The sequence below is a fragment of the Algoriphagus sp. genome (genome assembly GCF_030694375.1).
GTDB lineage: Bacteria > Bacteroidota > Bacteroidia > Cytophagales > Cyclobacteriaceae > Algoriphagus.
Genome location: NZ_JAUXYL010000046.1, coordinates 122,478 through 138,472 on the forward strand (window position 1 = coordinate 122,478; position 15,995 = coordinate 138,472).

A 15,995-nucleotide genomic window follows, 5' to 3' on the forward strand; every position below is an offset into this window, starting at 1 on the left:
TTCCTAAGAGACAAAAGCCGTTTTCAAAAAAGTTTTTTCAATATCAATAGATCTCTTCCAAAATTTGAGCTAACCGAACACTCGCTGCAATCATTCTCTCCTCAGCAATGCTGTAATTTTCATACATGTATTGATAGCTGATGCGTTTATTCTCCGGAAGGTTATACACCATCGGGCGATAACTGACCGCTTCCTTGAGCCAATCCTCCATGGTTGCAGATCGGTATGTTGCTTTCATCTCCGGAGAAAGTCTTCGATACAGCTCATTGCCGATTTCAGTGTAACTCATGCCCTGACGATCGATCATACCACTATCCCAAAGCGCATGAAGATTTGTGGGCTGATTGAAAAACTCAATTTTCACATCATTTCCTCCTCGGTCATCACCTGTGCCCACGTGAAGCGGCTGGTGGATATCCTCCACCATGTGAATCAGCATTTTTAGTTTTTCTGCTTCAGTTTTCGGATCCAGTCCACCTGCTTTTAATTCCGCCTTGATTCGCTGGATTGCCTCAAAAGCATCTCCCCCTTTTTCTTGTGTTGATGGGTCATATTCTCCGTTCTTGGAGTTTAAATAATGCCAAGTAGTCGCAAAGTCATAACTTCGGTCAGATCTGATTTCGTCCATCCAAGTCCCACTTCGTCCCAAAGACATCGGATAGAGAATTCTTTCGACTTTCTTTCGGGTAGATTTTTTCATTTGCTTTTCGGCCATATAGCCGATCAAGTAGTGGCCAATCTGACCCCAAGCAAATGCCTGAGAAATCATCAAACTAAACAGGAGCGTGAGTGTAAGCGATTTGAAGTGTTTCATTTTTTGTAATTAAAAAAGCGAAGGTAAGCCTTCGCCAGTCAACGTATGTTAGGTAAAGATTATCCTTTGGACAGTTCAGAGACCGCTAACCAAGCCATCAACCCGGCACCGATTTCCAGCGCATCTTCCTCGATATCAAAGGTAGGAGTATGAACTCCGGAGATGATTCCCCGGGCTTCGTTTCGGGTACCTAGTCGGTAGAAGCATCCGTCAATCTCCTGAGAATAGAAAGCAAAATCCTCTGCCGCCATCCAAATATCCAAGTCCAACACATTTTCTTCTCCCAGATATTCTCTGGCTGCATCCATCGATCGGGCGGTCAATTCCGGTTCATTTTTAAGAAAAGGGTAACCTTTACGAATTTCGAAATCAAGTTGACCTCCCATTCCTTCCACAATACCATGCGCAATTTGAAGCATCTTTTCGTGGGCTTTTGACCTCCATGCCTCATCCAAGGTCCTGAAAGTCCCCTGAATTTTGACTTCGTTAGGTATCACATTGGTTGCACCTAGCGCTTCCACACGGCCAAAGGAAAGAACAGAAGGAATTTTAGGATTGGCTACTCGGCTGACGATCTGCTGTAGCGCGACGATCATGTGAGATGCAATCAATACTGGATCAATAAAAGTTTCCGGCATGGCGCCATGTCCACCCTTTCCTTTCACTGTGATATAGAGTTCATCGGTACTTGCCATATACAATCCAGGCCGAAATCCAACTTTCCCGGCAGGAATAAATGGCATGACGTGTTGACCTAAGATTCCGTCTGGTCGGGGATTTTGAAGCACTCCGTCCTTGATCATCAAAGAGGCTCCACCAGGCACCAATTCCTCTCCAGGTTGAAAAATAAGCTTGATTGTTCCTTCAAACTGATCCTTTACTTCATGAAGAATTTTCGCCGCACCCAATAGTGAGGCCGTGTGGGCATCATGTCCACAGGCATGCATCACCCCGGGATTTTTGGATTTATAGGGAACATCATTTGCTTCGATAATCGGCAAAGCGTCCATATCTGCGCGAAGGGCAATGACTTTTTTATCTGGATTTTTGCCTTTTATTAAAGCACTCCAGCCTGTTGTCGCTTTTTTGTCAATTTCAGTAATCCCGATTTCCTTCAGTTTTGACTCCACAAATTCCGCAGTCTTAAATTCCTTGAAAGAAAGTTCAGGATTCGCATGTAGGTGACGACGGTTGGAAATTACTTCTTCTTTGTAGGCTTTCGCCAAAGATTTAATCTGGGATAGGAGCATTTTGATTGGATGATGGAGTCATGTATTCCTTTCGCTGAAATCTGTCCTGGATAATCCGCGCGGATGGAAATTGTCCTTTTAATCGCGAGAAGACTTTTTGGGCTTCAATTTTAAAGGTAAACTGACCTACTTTGACAAAATACCTGGGTTGTTCATACTGCATTTCGGACGTAAGATCTGAAAAGTAAATTCTCAGATCATCCTGGGTTTTGAAAGCTTGATTTCGGTCAATTCCAGAAAAAACCAGAACAGTGTATCCGTTAAAATACGCTTCAGACCGATTCTTTTGAGCAAATCTTCGTTGAACTTCATCCAAATCGGTATCAACAGCCCGAACCGATGTGGGTGAACTGGAACTGGAAACATCGACAACTGCAGTACGAAAGTCGGGAAATTGCGGTAAAGATCCACTTAGGTCTTCTTGATAGCTGGAATAAGCAACTGCTCCGCCATCAGAGGAAGGTCTGATAATTTTACAGCTACAGATTAAAGCGAAAAGCCCAACTATCCAGATTTTTCTCATTTCATGTGTTTATTTTTTGTTTTTTAAAGGCCACATGCCCGCCTGTAGTCGGACAGGGAATCTCGCATGACAGCCCCGATAGCTTTCGGGGCATTCCGCTGTGTGACACTGCAGGGTCATGCTTGATTTCATCTTAGTTATCAATCAGGACACATTTGCCATCTGCAATGTCTTGCTCGACACTTTTAAATTTTACATCCGTCTTCTTAGTACCGTCCGTGTATTGAACGGCAACTTTATCATTCCTGCCAAAGGTCTTTTCAACCTTTCTAGGGGCAACTACCTGTGGGGCTGGTCTGCCGGATTGAGCGGCAATAGCAGCAGCCCGATTAGCACCCGGGTTCAAAGAGCTTGCCACATCTGCTTTTGACGTTTGAAGCTTTGGCTCGGGGGCACGGTGAGTTTGTGCCTGCTGAACTTGTGCAGGGTCTTGTTTTGGCAGATCCGCACGGGAAAGGAAGGATACCATGTCCTCATTCAGCTTGCCTATAAAACGCTTGAACATTTCGAACGCTTCAAACTTGTAGATCAAAAGGGGATCTTTTTGCTCATAAACAGCATTTTGAACAGACTGTTTCAGATCATCCATGTCTCGGAGATGCTCTTTCCAATTTTGGTCAATTATGGCCAAGGAGACATTCTTTTCGATCGATCTGATCAACTCCCTACCTTCAGTTTGAATGGTTGTATCCAGATTACAAACCACCCCAATCTGCTTGAGTCCATCGGAGATTGGCACCATTATATCCTTAACTGTGGCACCTCGCTCCTCCTGTACTCTTTTGAAAATCGGAAGAGCAGTCTCGCTGATTATCCTGTTTTTCTTTATGTAATTTTCAAAAGCTACTGTGTACAGCTCCTGCGTCAATTTACCGGTATCTTTAGACTTAAGGTCATTCTCAGAAATCTGGTAATCCACTCCAAGTGTGGTGAAAATGTTCATTCTGAGGTTTTCCGGATCCTCTGTCGATTTACCCATTTCGATTAGGCTTTCGCACACATCGAAGAGAATGTTTAGAATATCGAGCTCCAGTCTGTCTCCCTTCAGGGCGTTTCTTCTTCGCTTGTAGACCACTTCACGCTGCGAGTTCATCACATCGTCGTATTCCAATAGTCGCTTACGGGTTCCAAAGTTGTTTTCCTCCACTTTACGCTGAGCGCGCTCAATGGATTTGGTGATCATGCTGTGCTGAATCACTTCGCCCTCTTCGAGTCCCATGCGGTCCATCAATTTGGCGATACGCTCGGATCCGAAAAGTCGCATCAGGCTATCCTCCAACGAAACAAAAAACTGAGACGACCCTACATCTCCCTGACGACCGGAACGACCACGAAGCTGACGGTCGACACGACGCGACTCATGTCGCTCGGTACCGATGATCGCCAATCCCCCTGCCGCACGGGACTCCGGAGACAACTTAATGTCTGTACCTCGCCCTGCCATGTTTGTAGCTATGGTCACCGTTCCTGATTTTCCGGCTTCAGCTACAATATCCGCCTCTCTGGCGTGCTGTTTTGCATTCAGTACCTGATGTGGAATTTTTTTCAAAGTCAGCATTCGGCTGAGTACTTCGGAGATTTCCACAGAAGTAGTACCCACCAAAACAGGTCTTCCGGCAGCAACTAGTTTATTTATTTCATCCGTGACAGCATTGAACTTTTCCCGAACGGTTTTGTAAACCATGTCCTCACTGTCCTTTCTTACAATGGCCCTATTGGTCGGAATTACGACTACGTCAAGCTTGTAAATTTCCCAAAATTCCCCTGCCTCAGTCTCCGCCGTACCGGTCATACCGGCTAGCTTATGGTACATTCTGAAGTAGTTCTGAAGTGTAATCGTAGCATAGGTCTGCGTCGCATCCTCTACTTTTACATTCTCTTTGGCTTCGATCGCCTGATGCAAACCGTCAGAATAACGGCGTCCTTCCATCACACGGCCTGTTTGCTCGTCTACGATTTTGATTTTCCCATCGACAATGATGTATTCTGTGTCCCGCTCAAACATGCAATATGCTTTCAGAAGCTGGTTTACAGTGTGTATACGCTGCGCTTTTACCCCGTAATCTTTGATCACTTCTTCCTTTCGAATCAGCTTTTCTTTATCATCGATATCGGTTGATTTTTCCAATTCAGCGATCTCTACTCCAATATCCGGAAGGATAAAGAAGCTTGGATTCTCATTTTTGGTAGTCATGGTCTCGATCCCACGATCGGTGAGATCAACCACATTCGTTTTCTCCTCAATGGTAAACAAAAGCGGGTCATCCGCTTCCGGCATATTTCGCTTGTTGTCCTGGAGGTAAAAGTTTTCAGTTTTCTGAAGAATTACCCGGATCCCCGGTTCTGAAAGATATTTGATCAAAGGCTTGTACTTGGGCATTCCTCGAAAAGCCCTAAAAAGTGACAGACCGCCTTCCTTTTCATTTCCTTCAGAAATTAATTTTTTGGCATTGGACAAAAATCCCTGGACCAACTTCCGTTGCTCATCCACCAAAGCAGCCACACGGGGTTTCATGTCATCAAACTCATGCACATCACCACGCGGTACCGGGCCAGAAATAATCAATGGTGTCCTTGCATCATCAATTAATACGGAGTCAACTTCATCGACCATGGCAAAATGGTGCTTGCCCTGCACCAAATCTCCAGCCTCGCGGGCCATGTTATCCCTCAGGTAATCAAAGCCAAACTCGTTGTTGGTTCCATAGACAATATCTGAAGCATACGCCTTCTTTCTGCCCGGTGAATTTGGCTGGTATTTATCAATACAATCCACGGTCAATCCGTGAAATTCAAAAAGTGGGGCATTCCATTCGGAGTCACGCTTGGCGAGGTAATCATTGACCGTTACGATATGAACTCCACGTCCTGCAAGGGCATTTAAGAAAGCGGGGAGTGTTGAGACCAAGGTCTTCCCTTCACCGGTCGCCATTTCGGCAATTTTTCCTTTGTGAAGCACCATACCACCTATAAGCTGCACATCATAGTGCACCATGTCCCAAATGACTTCGGTACCGGCAGCCAACCACCTGTTGTGCCAAGTGGCCTCATCGCCTTGGATTTCTACATTTTTCTTGATCACTGCCAGTTCACGGTCCCGCATGGAGGCCGTCACTACAAGTTTTCCGTTTTCCTTAAATCTTCTGGCTGTTTCCTTTACTACAGCAAAGGCCTGTGGTAACACTTCTTCAAGAACTTTTTCAAGTTCCTCATCGCGTTCTTTTTCCAGCTTATCTATTTCATTGAAAAGTTGATCCTTTTCATGAATAGATTGCGTGGGTAAAGCATCAATTTGAACTCTGATCTCCGCAATTTTATCATCAATCGGCTTCAGCCTGTCATTGATAATTCCTTTGATTTCCTGAGTTTTACTTCTCAATTGATCGTCACTCAGTCCTTTCAACGCCTCAAATGCCTGGTTGATCGTGGTGACTTTTGGAAGGAGTTCTTTAATATCTCTGTCGGATTTGGTGCCAAAAACTTTGGCCAGTCCCTTTGCAATAAAATCTAGCATGTCTTTCTATAAATTCCCGATTGGGGGCTTAAAAATAAGCCGTTTTTGTTAGAATTGATAATACGTCTTCAATCAGACCTCTTGCCTGAAAAAAGGATTTAGATTGTAATTTTTCCCGAGAAAACTTGCACTGCCGGTCCGATAAGCCAGATTTTGCTGAAACTTCCATCAGGATTAGACTGAAATTTGACAGAAAGTTTTCCCCCGGGAGTACTGATTTTAACATGATTTTGCCCATTTTGAGAGCCATAAACTAAAGCTGCCGCGGTAACTCCTGTCCCACAGGAAAGGGTTTCGTCCTCAACTCCTCTTTCATAGGTACGAACGAATACTTCGTCATTTGCTAAAGGCTGGACAAAATTCACATTCGTGCCTCCTGGAGAATATGCGGCATCGAACCTTACAGTTCTTCCTTCTTCAAAAACCGGATATTCGACTACTTTTTCCACAAATCGGATATGATGGGGGGAACCGGTATTTACAAAGAAATCGCCCAATTTGGCATCAATTCCTTTCACGTCACCCATTAGCAATTCTACTTGATCATTGACCAAAACAGCCTCGTGTGGGCCATCTATGGCCAGAAATTTGGTTTTTTCGCCCACAATTCCCAAAAATGCCGAGAAAGCAGCTGCACAGCGGGCACCGTTTCCGCACATGCTTTGACTTCCATCAGCATTGAAGTAGATCATTTCAAAATCAAAGTCCGGATGATTCCGAATGGCAATTAATCCATCTGCCCCAATCCCAAACTTACGGTCACAAAGCCTACTGACCTGATCAAGATTTTGAAGATCAAAAGATTCGTCACGATCATCGATCATAACAAAATCATTTCCTGTGCCCTGATATTTATAAAAGGTGATATCCATGAAATGTTAAATTCATCGGCTATTTGTCAAAAACTCAACCAAGGAGCTAATGGACTGTAAACTTAACCATCTTGACACAAAATCTGACTTAATGTCTGATCCTCAATTTCAAAAAAGTCATATTATGCCTAGTTTCCTTACTCCAAATTAGAACTCAACAGACCATTATCAGGTTTAACAGCTATGAAAGCACCAGAAAAGATCAATTCGCGAAGAGAATTTTTAGCTAATACCACCAAAGCAGGGCTTGTAGTGGGGATGGTAGGAACAGGGATATTAGCAAGCTCCTGCGCAGCAGCAAAAGGAACTTCTGCCGGAATTTTTTTAACCGGATTTGCCCAAACTCCCTTAGCCTATGATTATACGGCACTGCAGCCGCATATAGATGCCAAGACTATGGAAATCCACTACACCAAACATGCAGCAGCTTATGCTTCTAACCTAGTTGATGCTGCAAAAGAAGAAGGTGTAGATACATCCAAGCCCCTGGAAAATGTTCTCGCTAACATCTCCAATTATTCCGTAAAGATGCGAAACAACGGCGGGGGACATTACAATCATGAGCTATTCTGGAGCATCATGGCTCCTAATGCCGGAGGAAAGCCTCAAGGAAAGCTTATGAATGCCATTACTTCGTCTTTTGGAAGCTATGATAATTTTGTAAGCCAATTTGAAACTGCCGCCAAAACCCGATTCGGATCAGGTTGGGCGTGGCTTGTTGTACAGTCAGGCAGCAAATTGGTGGTGAGTTCCACTCCAAATCAGGATAATCCACTAATGGACCTGGCCGAAGTAAAGGGCATTCCTATTTTAGGACTTGATGTTTGGGAACATGCCTATTACTTGAATTACCAAAACAGAAGACCGGATTATGTATCTGCGTTTTGGAAATTGGTCAACTGGGGTGCAGTAGCTGAGCGATTTGAAAAATCGGTGTAAACACTCGATTTATAAATTTTTGAATAAGAAGGAAGTCACATGGCTTCCTTTTATTATTTCTAGTCCGAACTATTAAAAGTCTAAAGGATTCCATTTTTTTTTTAGCAAAAAGCCCTTATTTATCTGATTTCAGCTTCTTTTTGGCAGTTGGCATTCCAATTGTATTAGCGCCTTCGAAATCAAATTACAGTTCTATGAAAAAAGTATTGAAAAAGTTCGCACTGTTAAGTTTAATGTTAACCAGTGGATTCTATCTGAGTTCATGTGGAGAAAAAGATGATGATGTAATCACTGATCCTCAAACGCAAGCTAAAATGACAGCTACAGCTTCCACTTCAACCTCAACCTTAAGCAATGCAAGGGTGACTGTAGGGGCTTTCACTGTGAGCCAATTCACAGTTGGAACACAAAACGTTGAGATGAAGTATTTTGCAAAGGCAGATTTGAGCGCAGACATCAGTCTCGGAAATCTAAAATCAAAAACTATCCTAAATGCTGGTCTTCAAAAAACTGCTTCTGCTAAAAAGTCCAATGTTATCATATCCGCTGGCAAATCCCAATTTAGTCTAATAGGTGAAGGAAATACACCAGAAGGAAACTATACGGAGGCCACATTCAAGCTTTATAAGAATACTGAAGCTACAGCCAACGATCCCATGTTTCAAAAATCCATTTTGATCACTGGCCAAATCAACGGAAAACTGACTCAATTTTGGACAGAATCCGAAAAAGTCATCAAAGCAGCCTCTAAAACCTCAACAGGGGTGGAAGTGAATCAAAATTCAGAAGTTGTGTTGGTTTTTGAAATGGACAAACTCTTTGCAGGCATTGACTTCGCAACTGCAAAAGATTCAAATGGAGATGGAAGGATTGAAATCAGCCCAATCAGCCCAGATGGAAATGCGGCCATTTTTTCTAAGATAGAAAGCAATTTGGAAACTGCAGTAAGTCTGAGAAGAAGGTAAAAAGCTTTAATTATAGAATGAAAAAGACCGGAAAATCCGGTCTTTTTCATTTATTTCAGGCTAAAATCACACCAGCTCATTCCATGCAAGATCCTAAGTCACTTACCTCCGTAGCGCTTTTTCACGAAACTTTTAAACACCCTGTCCTTCCTAAGCCTACAATTCCTTCAGAAACCAGATGTAATCTTCGCATTTCGCTTTTGGCAGAAGAGCTGAAGGAATTGGAAGAAGCGATTGATAATAAGGATCTTGTGGAGATAGCCGATGCACTATGTGACCTTCAATACGTTCTGTCTGGAGCAATTCTGGAGTTTGGCTTGGGCGAAAAATTCAAAGCCCTTTTTGACGAAGTGCAGCGCTCCAACATGAGTAAGGCTTGCAGTACAGAAGAAGAAGCCATGGCCACTGTCAAACATTATGAAGACAAAGGCACTCCTTGTTTCTATGAAAAAGAAGGAGATTTATACCTTGTTTTTCGCGAAGGAGATCACAAGACGCTAAAGTCTGTTGGTTATTCACCTGCAGATTTGAAGGGAATTTTGGAGAAGTAAAGACAAGCAAATGTAATTTGCGATTTAAATTGATTATCCCTGAAATACAAAAAGCCCCGCATTGTGCGAGGCTTTTTTCAATTGTACCAGGAGCGGGAATCGAACCTGTCTGCTACAGGCAGGCCCGCACGAGATTGCTCCCACAAGATTTTAAGTATTCAGCAATTTTCGCTTTCCAGCTGTGGTTTTAAGGTATTTTTCATGCTCCCTTGCTTCCAGCCTTGTCTGAAACTCCTTTCGATAAAGCAACTTGAAGGGTAAGTAGGGCCGAGTCGTTCGCTCATAACCTGAATTATGACGGTGAATTCTATTTTCAAGATTGGAAGTAAGTCCAACATAGATATAAGACCTTCCTATACTCGATATGGCATATACTGTAAACACCTAGGAATATAAAAAAAAGCCCCGCATTGTGCGAGGCTTTTTTCAATTGTACCAGGAGCGGGAATCGAACCCGCACGGGATTGCTCCCACAAGATTTTAAGTCTTGCGTGTCTACCTATTCCACCATCCCGGCTTACTCTACTTGTTAAGTAGAGCGATCAGTCCCATTTGAAATTCCAAATGTCCTGAAATGACAAAGCCCTTTTTCAAGGGCTTTTTTGAGCGGGAGACGAGATTCGAACTCGCGACCCCGACCTTGGCAAGGTCGTGCTCTACCAGCTGAGCTACTCTCGCTTTTGTCATTACTCAAATCTTTTTTTGAGCGATTGTGGATGCAAAGGTAAGCCCACAAAATAATTTTACAAGTCAGTATGGCGGATTTTTTTTCATATGTCTATAAAATCCGCGTTGAACCTTGATTTACAGTCTATTCAAAAATTGTAGGAAGCCAAAATCTTTACCATCTCTCCGACATTCTTTGCTCCAAGCTTTCGAAGTATATTCTTTCGGTGGGTTGCTACTGTATTTATGGAGATATTCAAAATCTTACTTATTTCCTTTGATTCTTTTCCTTCCAAAATCAAATCCACAATTTCACGCTCTTTTGAAGTCAAATTGACCGCTTTATCCACAGGTGAGTTTTTACTGACAAATATCCTAGTTCCATCGGCCTTGGAATACGTATAACTCCAATCGTAATTTTTGGATTTTGGAGGAGTAAAAAGCTGAACAATGATATGCAAATCCATAATGAAATTGCCGCATTCATCGATCACATAGGGTCTAACCTTCGATGTCATCCATATCACATCTTGGGTAGTTCTATGGACCCAGCGGGTGGTGTAAGAAAACTCAAAGGTATGTCGCTCGGGAATAGAAAGTCCATGAAATGCATCAAAAACAATTTTTTGGAATCGGAAAAGTTCTGGGCGATCATCCGGATGAATCATCGTAAAGGAAGTCTCCATGCCTTTGTTTCGAAACATTGACTCAGGATATCCAGTAAGCTTTTCCACATTTCCCGTAAAAAAAGCAAGATTCAGATTTCGGTAATCGAAACATGCAATAACCAGACTTTCCTGCATCCCAATAGTCTTACTAAGGGTAGCCAGTTCGTCCTTGAGTTTTTGCTCATCTATTTCACCCTTAAATTCCTGATTCTTCCATTCCTTAAAGAATTTGGTATACTTATCCTGCTTTTTCAGGTTTTTGAGTAATACCTTATCCATCTTAAATAAGAGTGTGTGTTAGTTTAAATCTGATGAGAATATACGATTCCGAACAAATTATTCCAATTTCTTTTTTATTTCGTGCAATTTCAAAAGTGCTTCAATCGGTGAGATTGCGTTGATATCAATCTGATCTAAAAGCTGTTTGGCCTCTGTGAACTTTGGATCCATTTCAAACAAACTTAGCTGAAAATTATTCTTGGGCATGGATTTAAAATGTTCTTTTTTCTCTTTTAGCTCCTTATCTTTTTCCAAATGTCCCATGATCTCAGCCGCCCGTAGGACAACAGGATTAGGCATTCCCGCCATTTGTGCGACATGAATTCCAAAACTATGTTCGCTTCCTCCTTCTTTCAACTTTCTCATAAAAATAACCTTATTACCTACCTCTTTGACTGAAACATTGAAGTTTTTGATTCGGGGAAAATCTCCCGAAAGTTGATTCAGTTCGTGATAATGGGTTGCAAACAAGGTTTTTGCCTTGAACGTTGGGTGATTGTGCAAAAATTCCACAATCGACCATGCGATTGAAATCCCGTCGTAGGTTGAAGTACCCCGACCAATCTCATCCATCAGCACCAAGCTCCTATCGGAAAGATTGTTGAGAATGCTGGCGGTCTCGGTCATTTCTACCATGAAGGTAGATTCTCCTTTGGATAGGTTGTCTGATGCGCCAACACGAGTAAAGACCTTATCTATAATTCCTATACGGGCAAATGAAGACGGCACAAAACTTCCCATTTGTGCCATTAGTACAATGAGGGCCGTTTGGCGAAGCAAGGCAGATTTACCGGCCATATTCGGCCCGGTGATGATCATGATCTGCTGACTGTCATGATCAAGGTAAATATCATTGGGAACGTAATTTTCCCCCGGAGGAAGTTGCTTTTCAATAACAGGATGTCGGCCGTCCTTGATTTCAAGCGTCTCAGTATCTGAAATCTTAGGTCTGGAGTAGCCGTTGGAAAGTGCCACTTGGGCAAAAGAAATCAAAGCATCTAAGGTCCCAAGAATCCTTGCGTTCTGTTGAATCTGAGTGACAAACTGTGCCGCCTCCTGGACAAGGGCAGTAAAATAGCGTTGCTCAATACCCTGCATCCGATCTTCTGCATGAAGAATTTTTTCCTCGTATTCTTTAAGTTCGGGCGTGATGTAGCGCTCCGCATTGACCAAGGTCTGCTTGCGGATCCACTCCTGGGGTACCTTATCTCGATGTGCATGCGTCACTTCAAGATAATAGCCGAAGACTTTGTTATAGGAAATTTTCAAGGAGGAAATCCCGGTATTTTGGACCTCACGCTGCTGGATTTTTACAAGAAAATCCTTTCCGGTATTCGCTAGCCCTCGATATTCGTCCAATTCAGAATCTACGCCGTCCTTTATCACCCCACCTTGGTGGACAAGCATCGGCGCATCCTCTTTGAGTTCACGCTCGATTTTGTCCAGCAAAAACTCGCATGGGTGAATCTGATCGGAAAGCCGCTTTAACGTAGGGTTTTTCTGCGTTTTCAGCATTTCCTTGATCGGAAGTGTGGATTTAAGTGCGCGTTTGATTTGATTCATTTCGCGGGGATTTGCCCTACCCACTACCACTTTGGAAATCAGCCGTTCCAAATCGCCGATTAGCCTAAGCGGAGCAAGAATTTCATCAATTAAGGCAGAGTTTTGGTAGAAAAAATCCACCACATTCAAGCGCTCTTCGATGGCTTGTTTTTCTTTCAGAGGAAGTACCATCCACTTTTTCATCATTCTGGAACCCATCGGGGTGACAGTCTGATCCAAAATATTGATCAAGGGAACGCCTCCCTCATGCTGTGGAAAAACCAACTCCAGGTTGCGGATCGTGAATTTGTCCAGCCAAACATATTTCTCTTCCGCTATTCTGGAAATCGCGGAGATATGTTGGACTTCCCGGTGCTCCGTTTCTTCCAAATAATACAAAATGGCACCGGCAGCTATGATTCCAGACTCCAATTCTTCGATCCCAAATCCTTTCAAATTGGCCGTTCCAAAATGGTTTTTCAGCTTTTCATAGGTGAAATCGTACTGGAAAACCCAATCCTCACAATGAAAGGTGATGAATTCGTTCTTGATGATCTCTGCGGCAGTCTTTTTGGCTGCTTTTGAATAAATGATCTCTGATGGTGCAAAACTCTGGATCAACTTTTCCAAATAAGAGGAGTTGCCCTGAGCGCACATAAATTCCCCTGTAGAAACGTCCAAAAAGGCTATTCCGTGCTTTTCCTTGCCAAAATGGATGGAGGCGAGGTAGTTGTTTTTTCGTGTATCGAGAACTTGGTCATTGTAGGAAAGTCCGGGCGTAACCAACTCGGTCACACCGCGCTTGACTATTCCCTTGACCGACTTGGGATCTTCAAGTTGATCGCAGATAGCGACTCGATTTCCTGCACGAACAAGCTTTGGAAGATAGTTGTCCAAAGAATGATGTGGAAAACCCGCCAACTCGATATGGGATGCTGCGCCGTTTGCACGCTTGGTCAGCACAATGTCCAAAATCTTACTTGCCACCACGGCATCTTCACCAAAGGTTTCATAGAAATCCCCCACTCGAAAGAGCAACAAGGCACCCGGGTGTTTGGCCTTGATGGCATTGTATTGCTTCATCAGGGGAGTTTCTTGTCCGTCTTTGGATTTGCTCATGGGGATAAAATGGGAATTGTAGTACTTTTGAACTTGTAATAAGGCCTGAAAATAGCCGTTTCGGATAGCAGAACAAAAAAGATGAAGAAATTAAGCATGGAGGAACTGGATCGGCTTTCGATTCAAGAATATAAGCAGACCGAAAAGTCACCCATCGTTTTGGTACTGGACAACGTCCGGAGTTTGAATAACGTAGGATCCGCCTTTCGTACAGCAGATGCGTTTCGGATAGTCAAAATTTTCCTTTGCGGTATCACCGGCACTCCACCCCATCGAGACATCCAAAAAACAGCTTTAGGCGCGACTGAATCTGTGGATTGGGAATATTGCCTGAATACCATGGAAGCTGTGGAAAAGCTACAAAAATCAGATTACCAACTTTGTGCTTTGGAGCAGGTAGAAAACTCCGTCAAGCTCAATAATTTTTCCCCTGAAAAAGGGAAAAAATATGCTTTAATCTTCGGAAATGAAGTTTTTGGGGTGGAAGAGGATGTATTAAAAGCCTGCGATCAAGTGCTGGAAATCCCTCAACTGGGAACGAAGCACTCCCTGAATATTTCGGTATCTTTAGGAATAGCTGTTTGGGATATGATGGTGAAGCTGGAGCAGTTCTGAATTGGGATTGCCACAGATCTACAGATGATGAATCAATAAATTTGAAAGTCAAAAAATCTGTGCGTCTGGGGCAATTTAGCGAAGCTAAAAAGCCAAATTTGAAAAAACCAAATCTAGCAATTCAACGAAAATCAGGTTAAAAAAAACCCTTGTGTTTAATGCATTATTCTTTTGGATCCAGGCGTTTTTCACTCCTTCAAGAATCGATACCTGATCCCAAATGAACCTCGAAAAACATCTCCATCTCCAATAAACTGTGCCGCTTCGATATGAAAACCAAAATCCTTTCGCTCGAATGGATAAATATTAAGTCCGACGGGAATTACTAATCCCTCAAAGCTTTGAATGCGCCCTCCAATTCCTCCATAGAAGTCAAATCGATCATTTTTGTAAAAAATGTGATTGATCACTAGTTCCAAAGAAACATTATCCACAAAATTGTCCGTTCCCACTCGGAATTCCGGGAGCCATTTTTCTCCCAATTGCTTATTTACACCCAAAAAAGGCAGATTACTTTGGTGATAGGAAACAGTCCACTGTGCAAAAGCAGCAGTTGAAATCAAGCCAAAAGAGGCTAAAAGAATTATTTTTTTCATCGTATAAAATTTATTTGTTTAAAATAATTAAAACCCAAGTTCCCTGAGCTTCACATGAGTCTTGATCAGATTTGAGCTTGCTTTGGCTACAAACTTTCCGGATTCTTTTCGAATTATGGCTTCCCAATGATTCAGATTTGAACCGGAACGAATCAATTTCGCTGTAACTTCCAGTTTATCACCAATTTGTGCAGCAGATAAAAAATCTACATTCAAATTAATACTGGTCATCAGGTACTCAGATCCTGCCACGAAATTTCCCATACCGATCACATCATCCAGCATCAGCGAAGCTATTCCACCATGAAGAATTTTGCCGGGATTACACATCTCTGGACGAACAATGTAGGACACTTTGATATGGTGCAAGTCTATTTCCAATAAGGTTCCGCTTAGCCAGTTCCCTGCCGCAGAAGGTGTTTTGTCCAGCTTTTTTCCAATCTGTGTTTTAAAAAATTCCAGTCCGGGATTTGTGGGTTGATCCATTTTTCGTTGGTTTAATTCAGAAGCCTAAAATAGTCTTCTACAACTGACTTTACCGCCTCTTTTTCCATTTCATTGGACCAAATTGGAAATGTTTTGCCGTCCAGGATTAGCTCAAACTCTGCATTCGCCTGAATTAGAGGCTTTAACTTTTGGATCAGGCCAAAATGTTCATCATTGTTTCCATTTGAGAAATCAAAAACCAGGACATCCTTGTCTGTTTTTGCACTGAGCCGAATAGGCCAATCTGCATTTTTCAATTCAAAGTAGATGTAGGCATCATCTTTCACCGGATTTAAAAGTATCACCAAATCCAAGGTGGGTTGCGCATCGGACTGTAGCCTTTTCCCATGACGAAATAACGTCATACCTGCATCACGGCGAACTTCCCGATCATAATGAATGGCTCTTACATTCATAAAATACAGGCGATTGGAATCATTTACTCGATAGGATTTATCCTCTCCGGTATTGTTTGCTCGATAGCTATTAAAAAAAGAAAGAATCAAAACAAGACCCAAGGACAAAAAAATGAAGATTTTCAGAAGTTTGACTAATTCAGGCGTAAGTACTTGATCGCTTTGGGCCATGAGTTGTTT

General features: G+C 42.7%; 15 protein-coding genes and 2 tRNA genes. 4 read left to right on the plus strand and 13 right to left on the minus strand.

The window, feature by feature from the left end:
* Positions 1-43: 43 nt before the first annotated feature.
* The 5 genes from Q8M62_RS19265 to dapF all read right to left on the minus strand — a co-directional run bounded on the left by Q8M62_RS19265 (position 44) and on the right by dapF (position 6,973).
* Positions 44-814: a S1/P1 nuclease gene (locus tag Q8M62_RS19265; RefSeq protein WP_304900337.1), complete on the minus strand. Its 771-nt coding sequence runs from the start codon at positions 812-814 to the stop codon at positions 44-46.
* A gap of 59 nt (positions 815-873) precedes the next feature.
* On the minus strand, positions 874-2,064 hold the full coding sequence (locus tag Q8M62_RS19270; RefSeq protein ID WP_304900338.1) for a M20 family metallopeptidase: 1,191 nt from the start codon (positions 2,062-2,064) through the stop codon (positions 874-876).
* Entirely contained in the window at positions 2,045-2,587 is a 543-nt protein-coding gene (locus tag Q8M62_RS19275) for a hypothetical protein (RefSeq protein WP_304900339.1), read from the minus strand. Before Q8M62_RS19275 ends, Q8M62_RS19270 begins: the two co-directional genes overlap by 20 nt.
* A gap of 133 nt (positions 2,588-2,720) precedes the next feature.
* Positions 2,721-6,101 carry a preprotein translocase subunit SecA gene (gene secA, locus Q8M62_RS19280; RefSeq protein ID WP_304900340.1) on the minus strand — a complete coding sequence of 1,127 codons (3,381 nt, stop codon included), beginning with the start codon at positions 6,099-6,101 and terminating at the stop codon, positions 2,721-2,723.
* Positions 6,102-6,199: 98 nt separating this feature from the next.
* Positions 6,200-6,973 (minus strand): diaminopimelate epimerase, encoded by a 774-nt coding sequence (dapF, locus tag Q8M62_RS19285; RefSeq protein WP_304900341.1) that lies wholly within the window; start codon positions 6,971-6,973, stop codon positions 6,200-6,202.
* Between the two features lie 183 nt (positions 6,974-7,156).
* Between dapF and Q8M62_RS19290 the strand changes: the two genes are divergently transcribed.
* The 3 genes from Q8M62_RS19290 to Q8M62_RS19300 all read left to right on the plus strand — a co-directional run bounded on the left by Q8M62_RS19290 (position 7,157) and on the right by Q8M62_RS19300 (position 9,428).
* On the plus strand, positions 7,157-7,912 hold the full coding sequence (locus Q8M62_RS19290) for a superoxide dismutase (protein ID WP_304900342.1): 756 nt from the start codon (positions 7,157-7,159) through the stop codon (positions 7,910-7,912).
* A 194-nt stretch (positions 7,913-8,106) separates the two neighbouring features.
* A complete protein-coding gene (locus tag Q8M62_RS19295; RefSeq protein ID WP_304900343.1) occupies positions 8,107-8,877 on the plus strand; it encodes a hypothetical protein in 771 nt (256 codons plus the stop codon).
* Positions 8,878-8,960: 83 nt separating this feature from the next.
* Positions 8,961-9,428, plus strand: a complete 468-nt coding sequence (locus Q8M62_RS19300; protein WP_304900420.1) for a nucleoside triphosphate pyrophosphohydrolase family protein — start codon at positions 8,961-8,963, stop codon at positions 9,426-9,428.
* Between the two features lie 150 nt (positions 9,429-9,578).
* On the opposite strand, the gene Q8M62_RS19305 is transcribed toward Q8M62_RS19300, so the two are convergent.
* The 5 genes from Q8M62_RS19305 to mutS form a co-directional block, all read right to left on the minus strand.
* A complete protein-coding gene (locus Q8M62_RS19305; RefSeq protein ID WP_304900344.1) occupies positions 9,579-9,812 on the minus strand; it encodes a GIY-YIG nuclease family protein in 234 nt (77 codons plus the stop codon).
* A gap of 49 nt (positions 9,813-9,861) precedes the next feature.
* Positions 9,862-9,945: transfer RNA gene (locus tag Q8M62_RS19310), tRNA-Leu, on the minus strand.
* Between the two features lie 88 nt (positions 9,946-10,033).
* Positions 10,034-10,106: transfer RNA gene (locus tag Q8M62_RS19315), tRNA-Gly, on the minus strand.
* A 137-nt stretch (positions 10,107-10,243) separates the two neighbouring features.
* Positions 10,244-11,041 (minus strand): LuxR C-terminal-related transcriptional regulator, encoded by a 798-nt coding sequence (locus tag Q8M62_RS19320; RefSeq protein WP_304900345.1) that lies wholly within the window; start codon positions 11,039-11,041, stop codon positions 10,244-10,246.
* A 57-nt stretch (positions 11,042-11,098) separates the two neighbouring features.
* Positions 11,099-13,702, minus strand: coding sequence for a DNA mismatch repair protein MutS (mutS, locus tag Q8M62_RS19325; protein WP_304900346.1), 2,604 nt, complete (start codon positions 13,700-13,702; stop codon positions 11,099-11,101).
* Positions 13,703-13,783: 81 nt separating this feature from the next.
* Here mutS and Q8M62_RS19330 point away from each other — a divergent pair, with 81 nt between their 5' ends.
* Positions 13,784-14,317, plus strand: coding sequence for an RNA methyltransferase (locus tag Q8M62_RS19330; RefSeq protein WP_304900347.1), 534 nt, complete (start codon positions 13,784-13,786; stop codon positions 14,315-14,317).
* A 188-nt stretch (positions 14,318-14,505) separates the two neighbouring features.
* Here Q8M62_RS19330 and Q8M62_RS19335 read toward each other — a convergent pair whose 3' ends face one another.
* The 3 genes from Q8M62_RS19335 to Q8M62_RS19345 are packed head-to-tail and all read right to left on the minus strand — an operon-like array spanning position 14,506 to position 15,986.
* Entirely contained in the window at positions 14,506-14,913 is a 408-nt protein-coding gene (locus tag Q8M62_RS19335) for a hypothetical protein (protein WP_304900348.1), read from the minus strand.
* Between the two features lie 27 nt (positions 14,914-14,940).
* A complete protein-coding gene (locus Q8M62_RS19340) occupies positions 14,941-15,399 on the minus strand; it encodes a PaaI family thioesterase (RefSeq protein WP_304900349.1) in 459 nt (152 codons plus the stop codon).
* Between the two features lie 11 nt (positions 15,400-15,410).
* Positions 15,411-15,986 (minus strand): hypothetical protein, encoded by a 576-nt coding sequence (locus Q8M62_RS19345; RefSeq protein ID WP_304900350.1) that lies wholly within the window; start codon positions 15,984-15,986, stop codon positions 15,411-15,413.
* Positions 15,987-15,995: the final 9 nt, after the last annotated feature.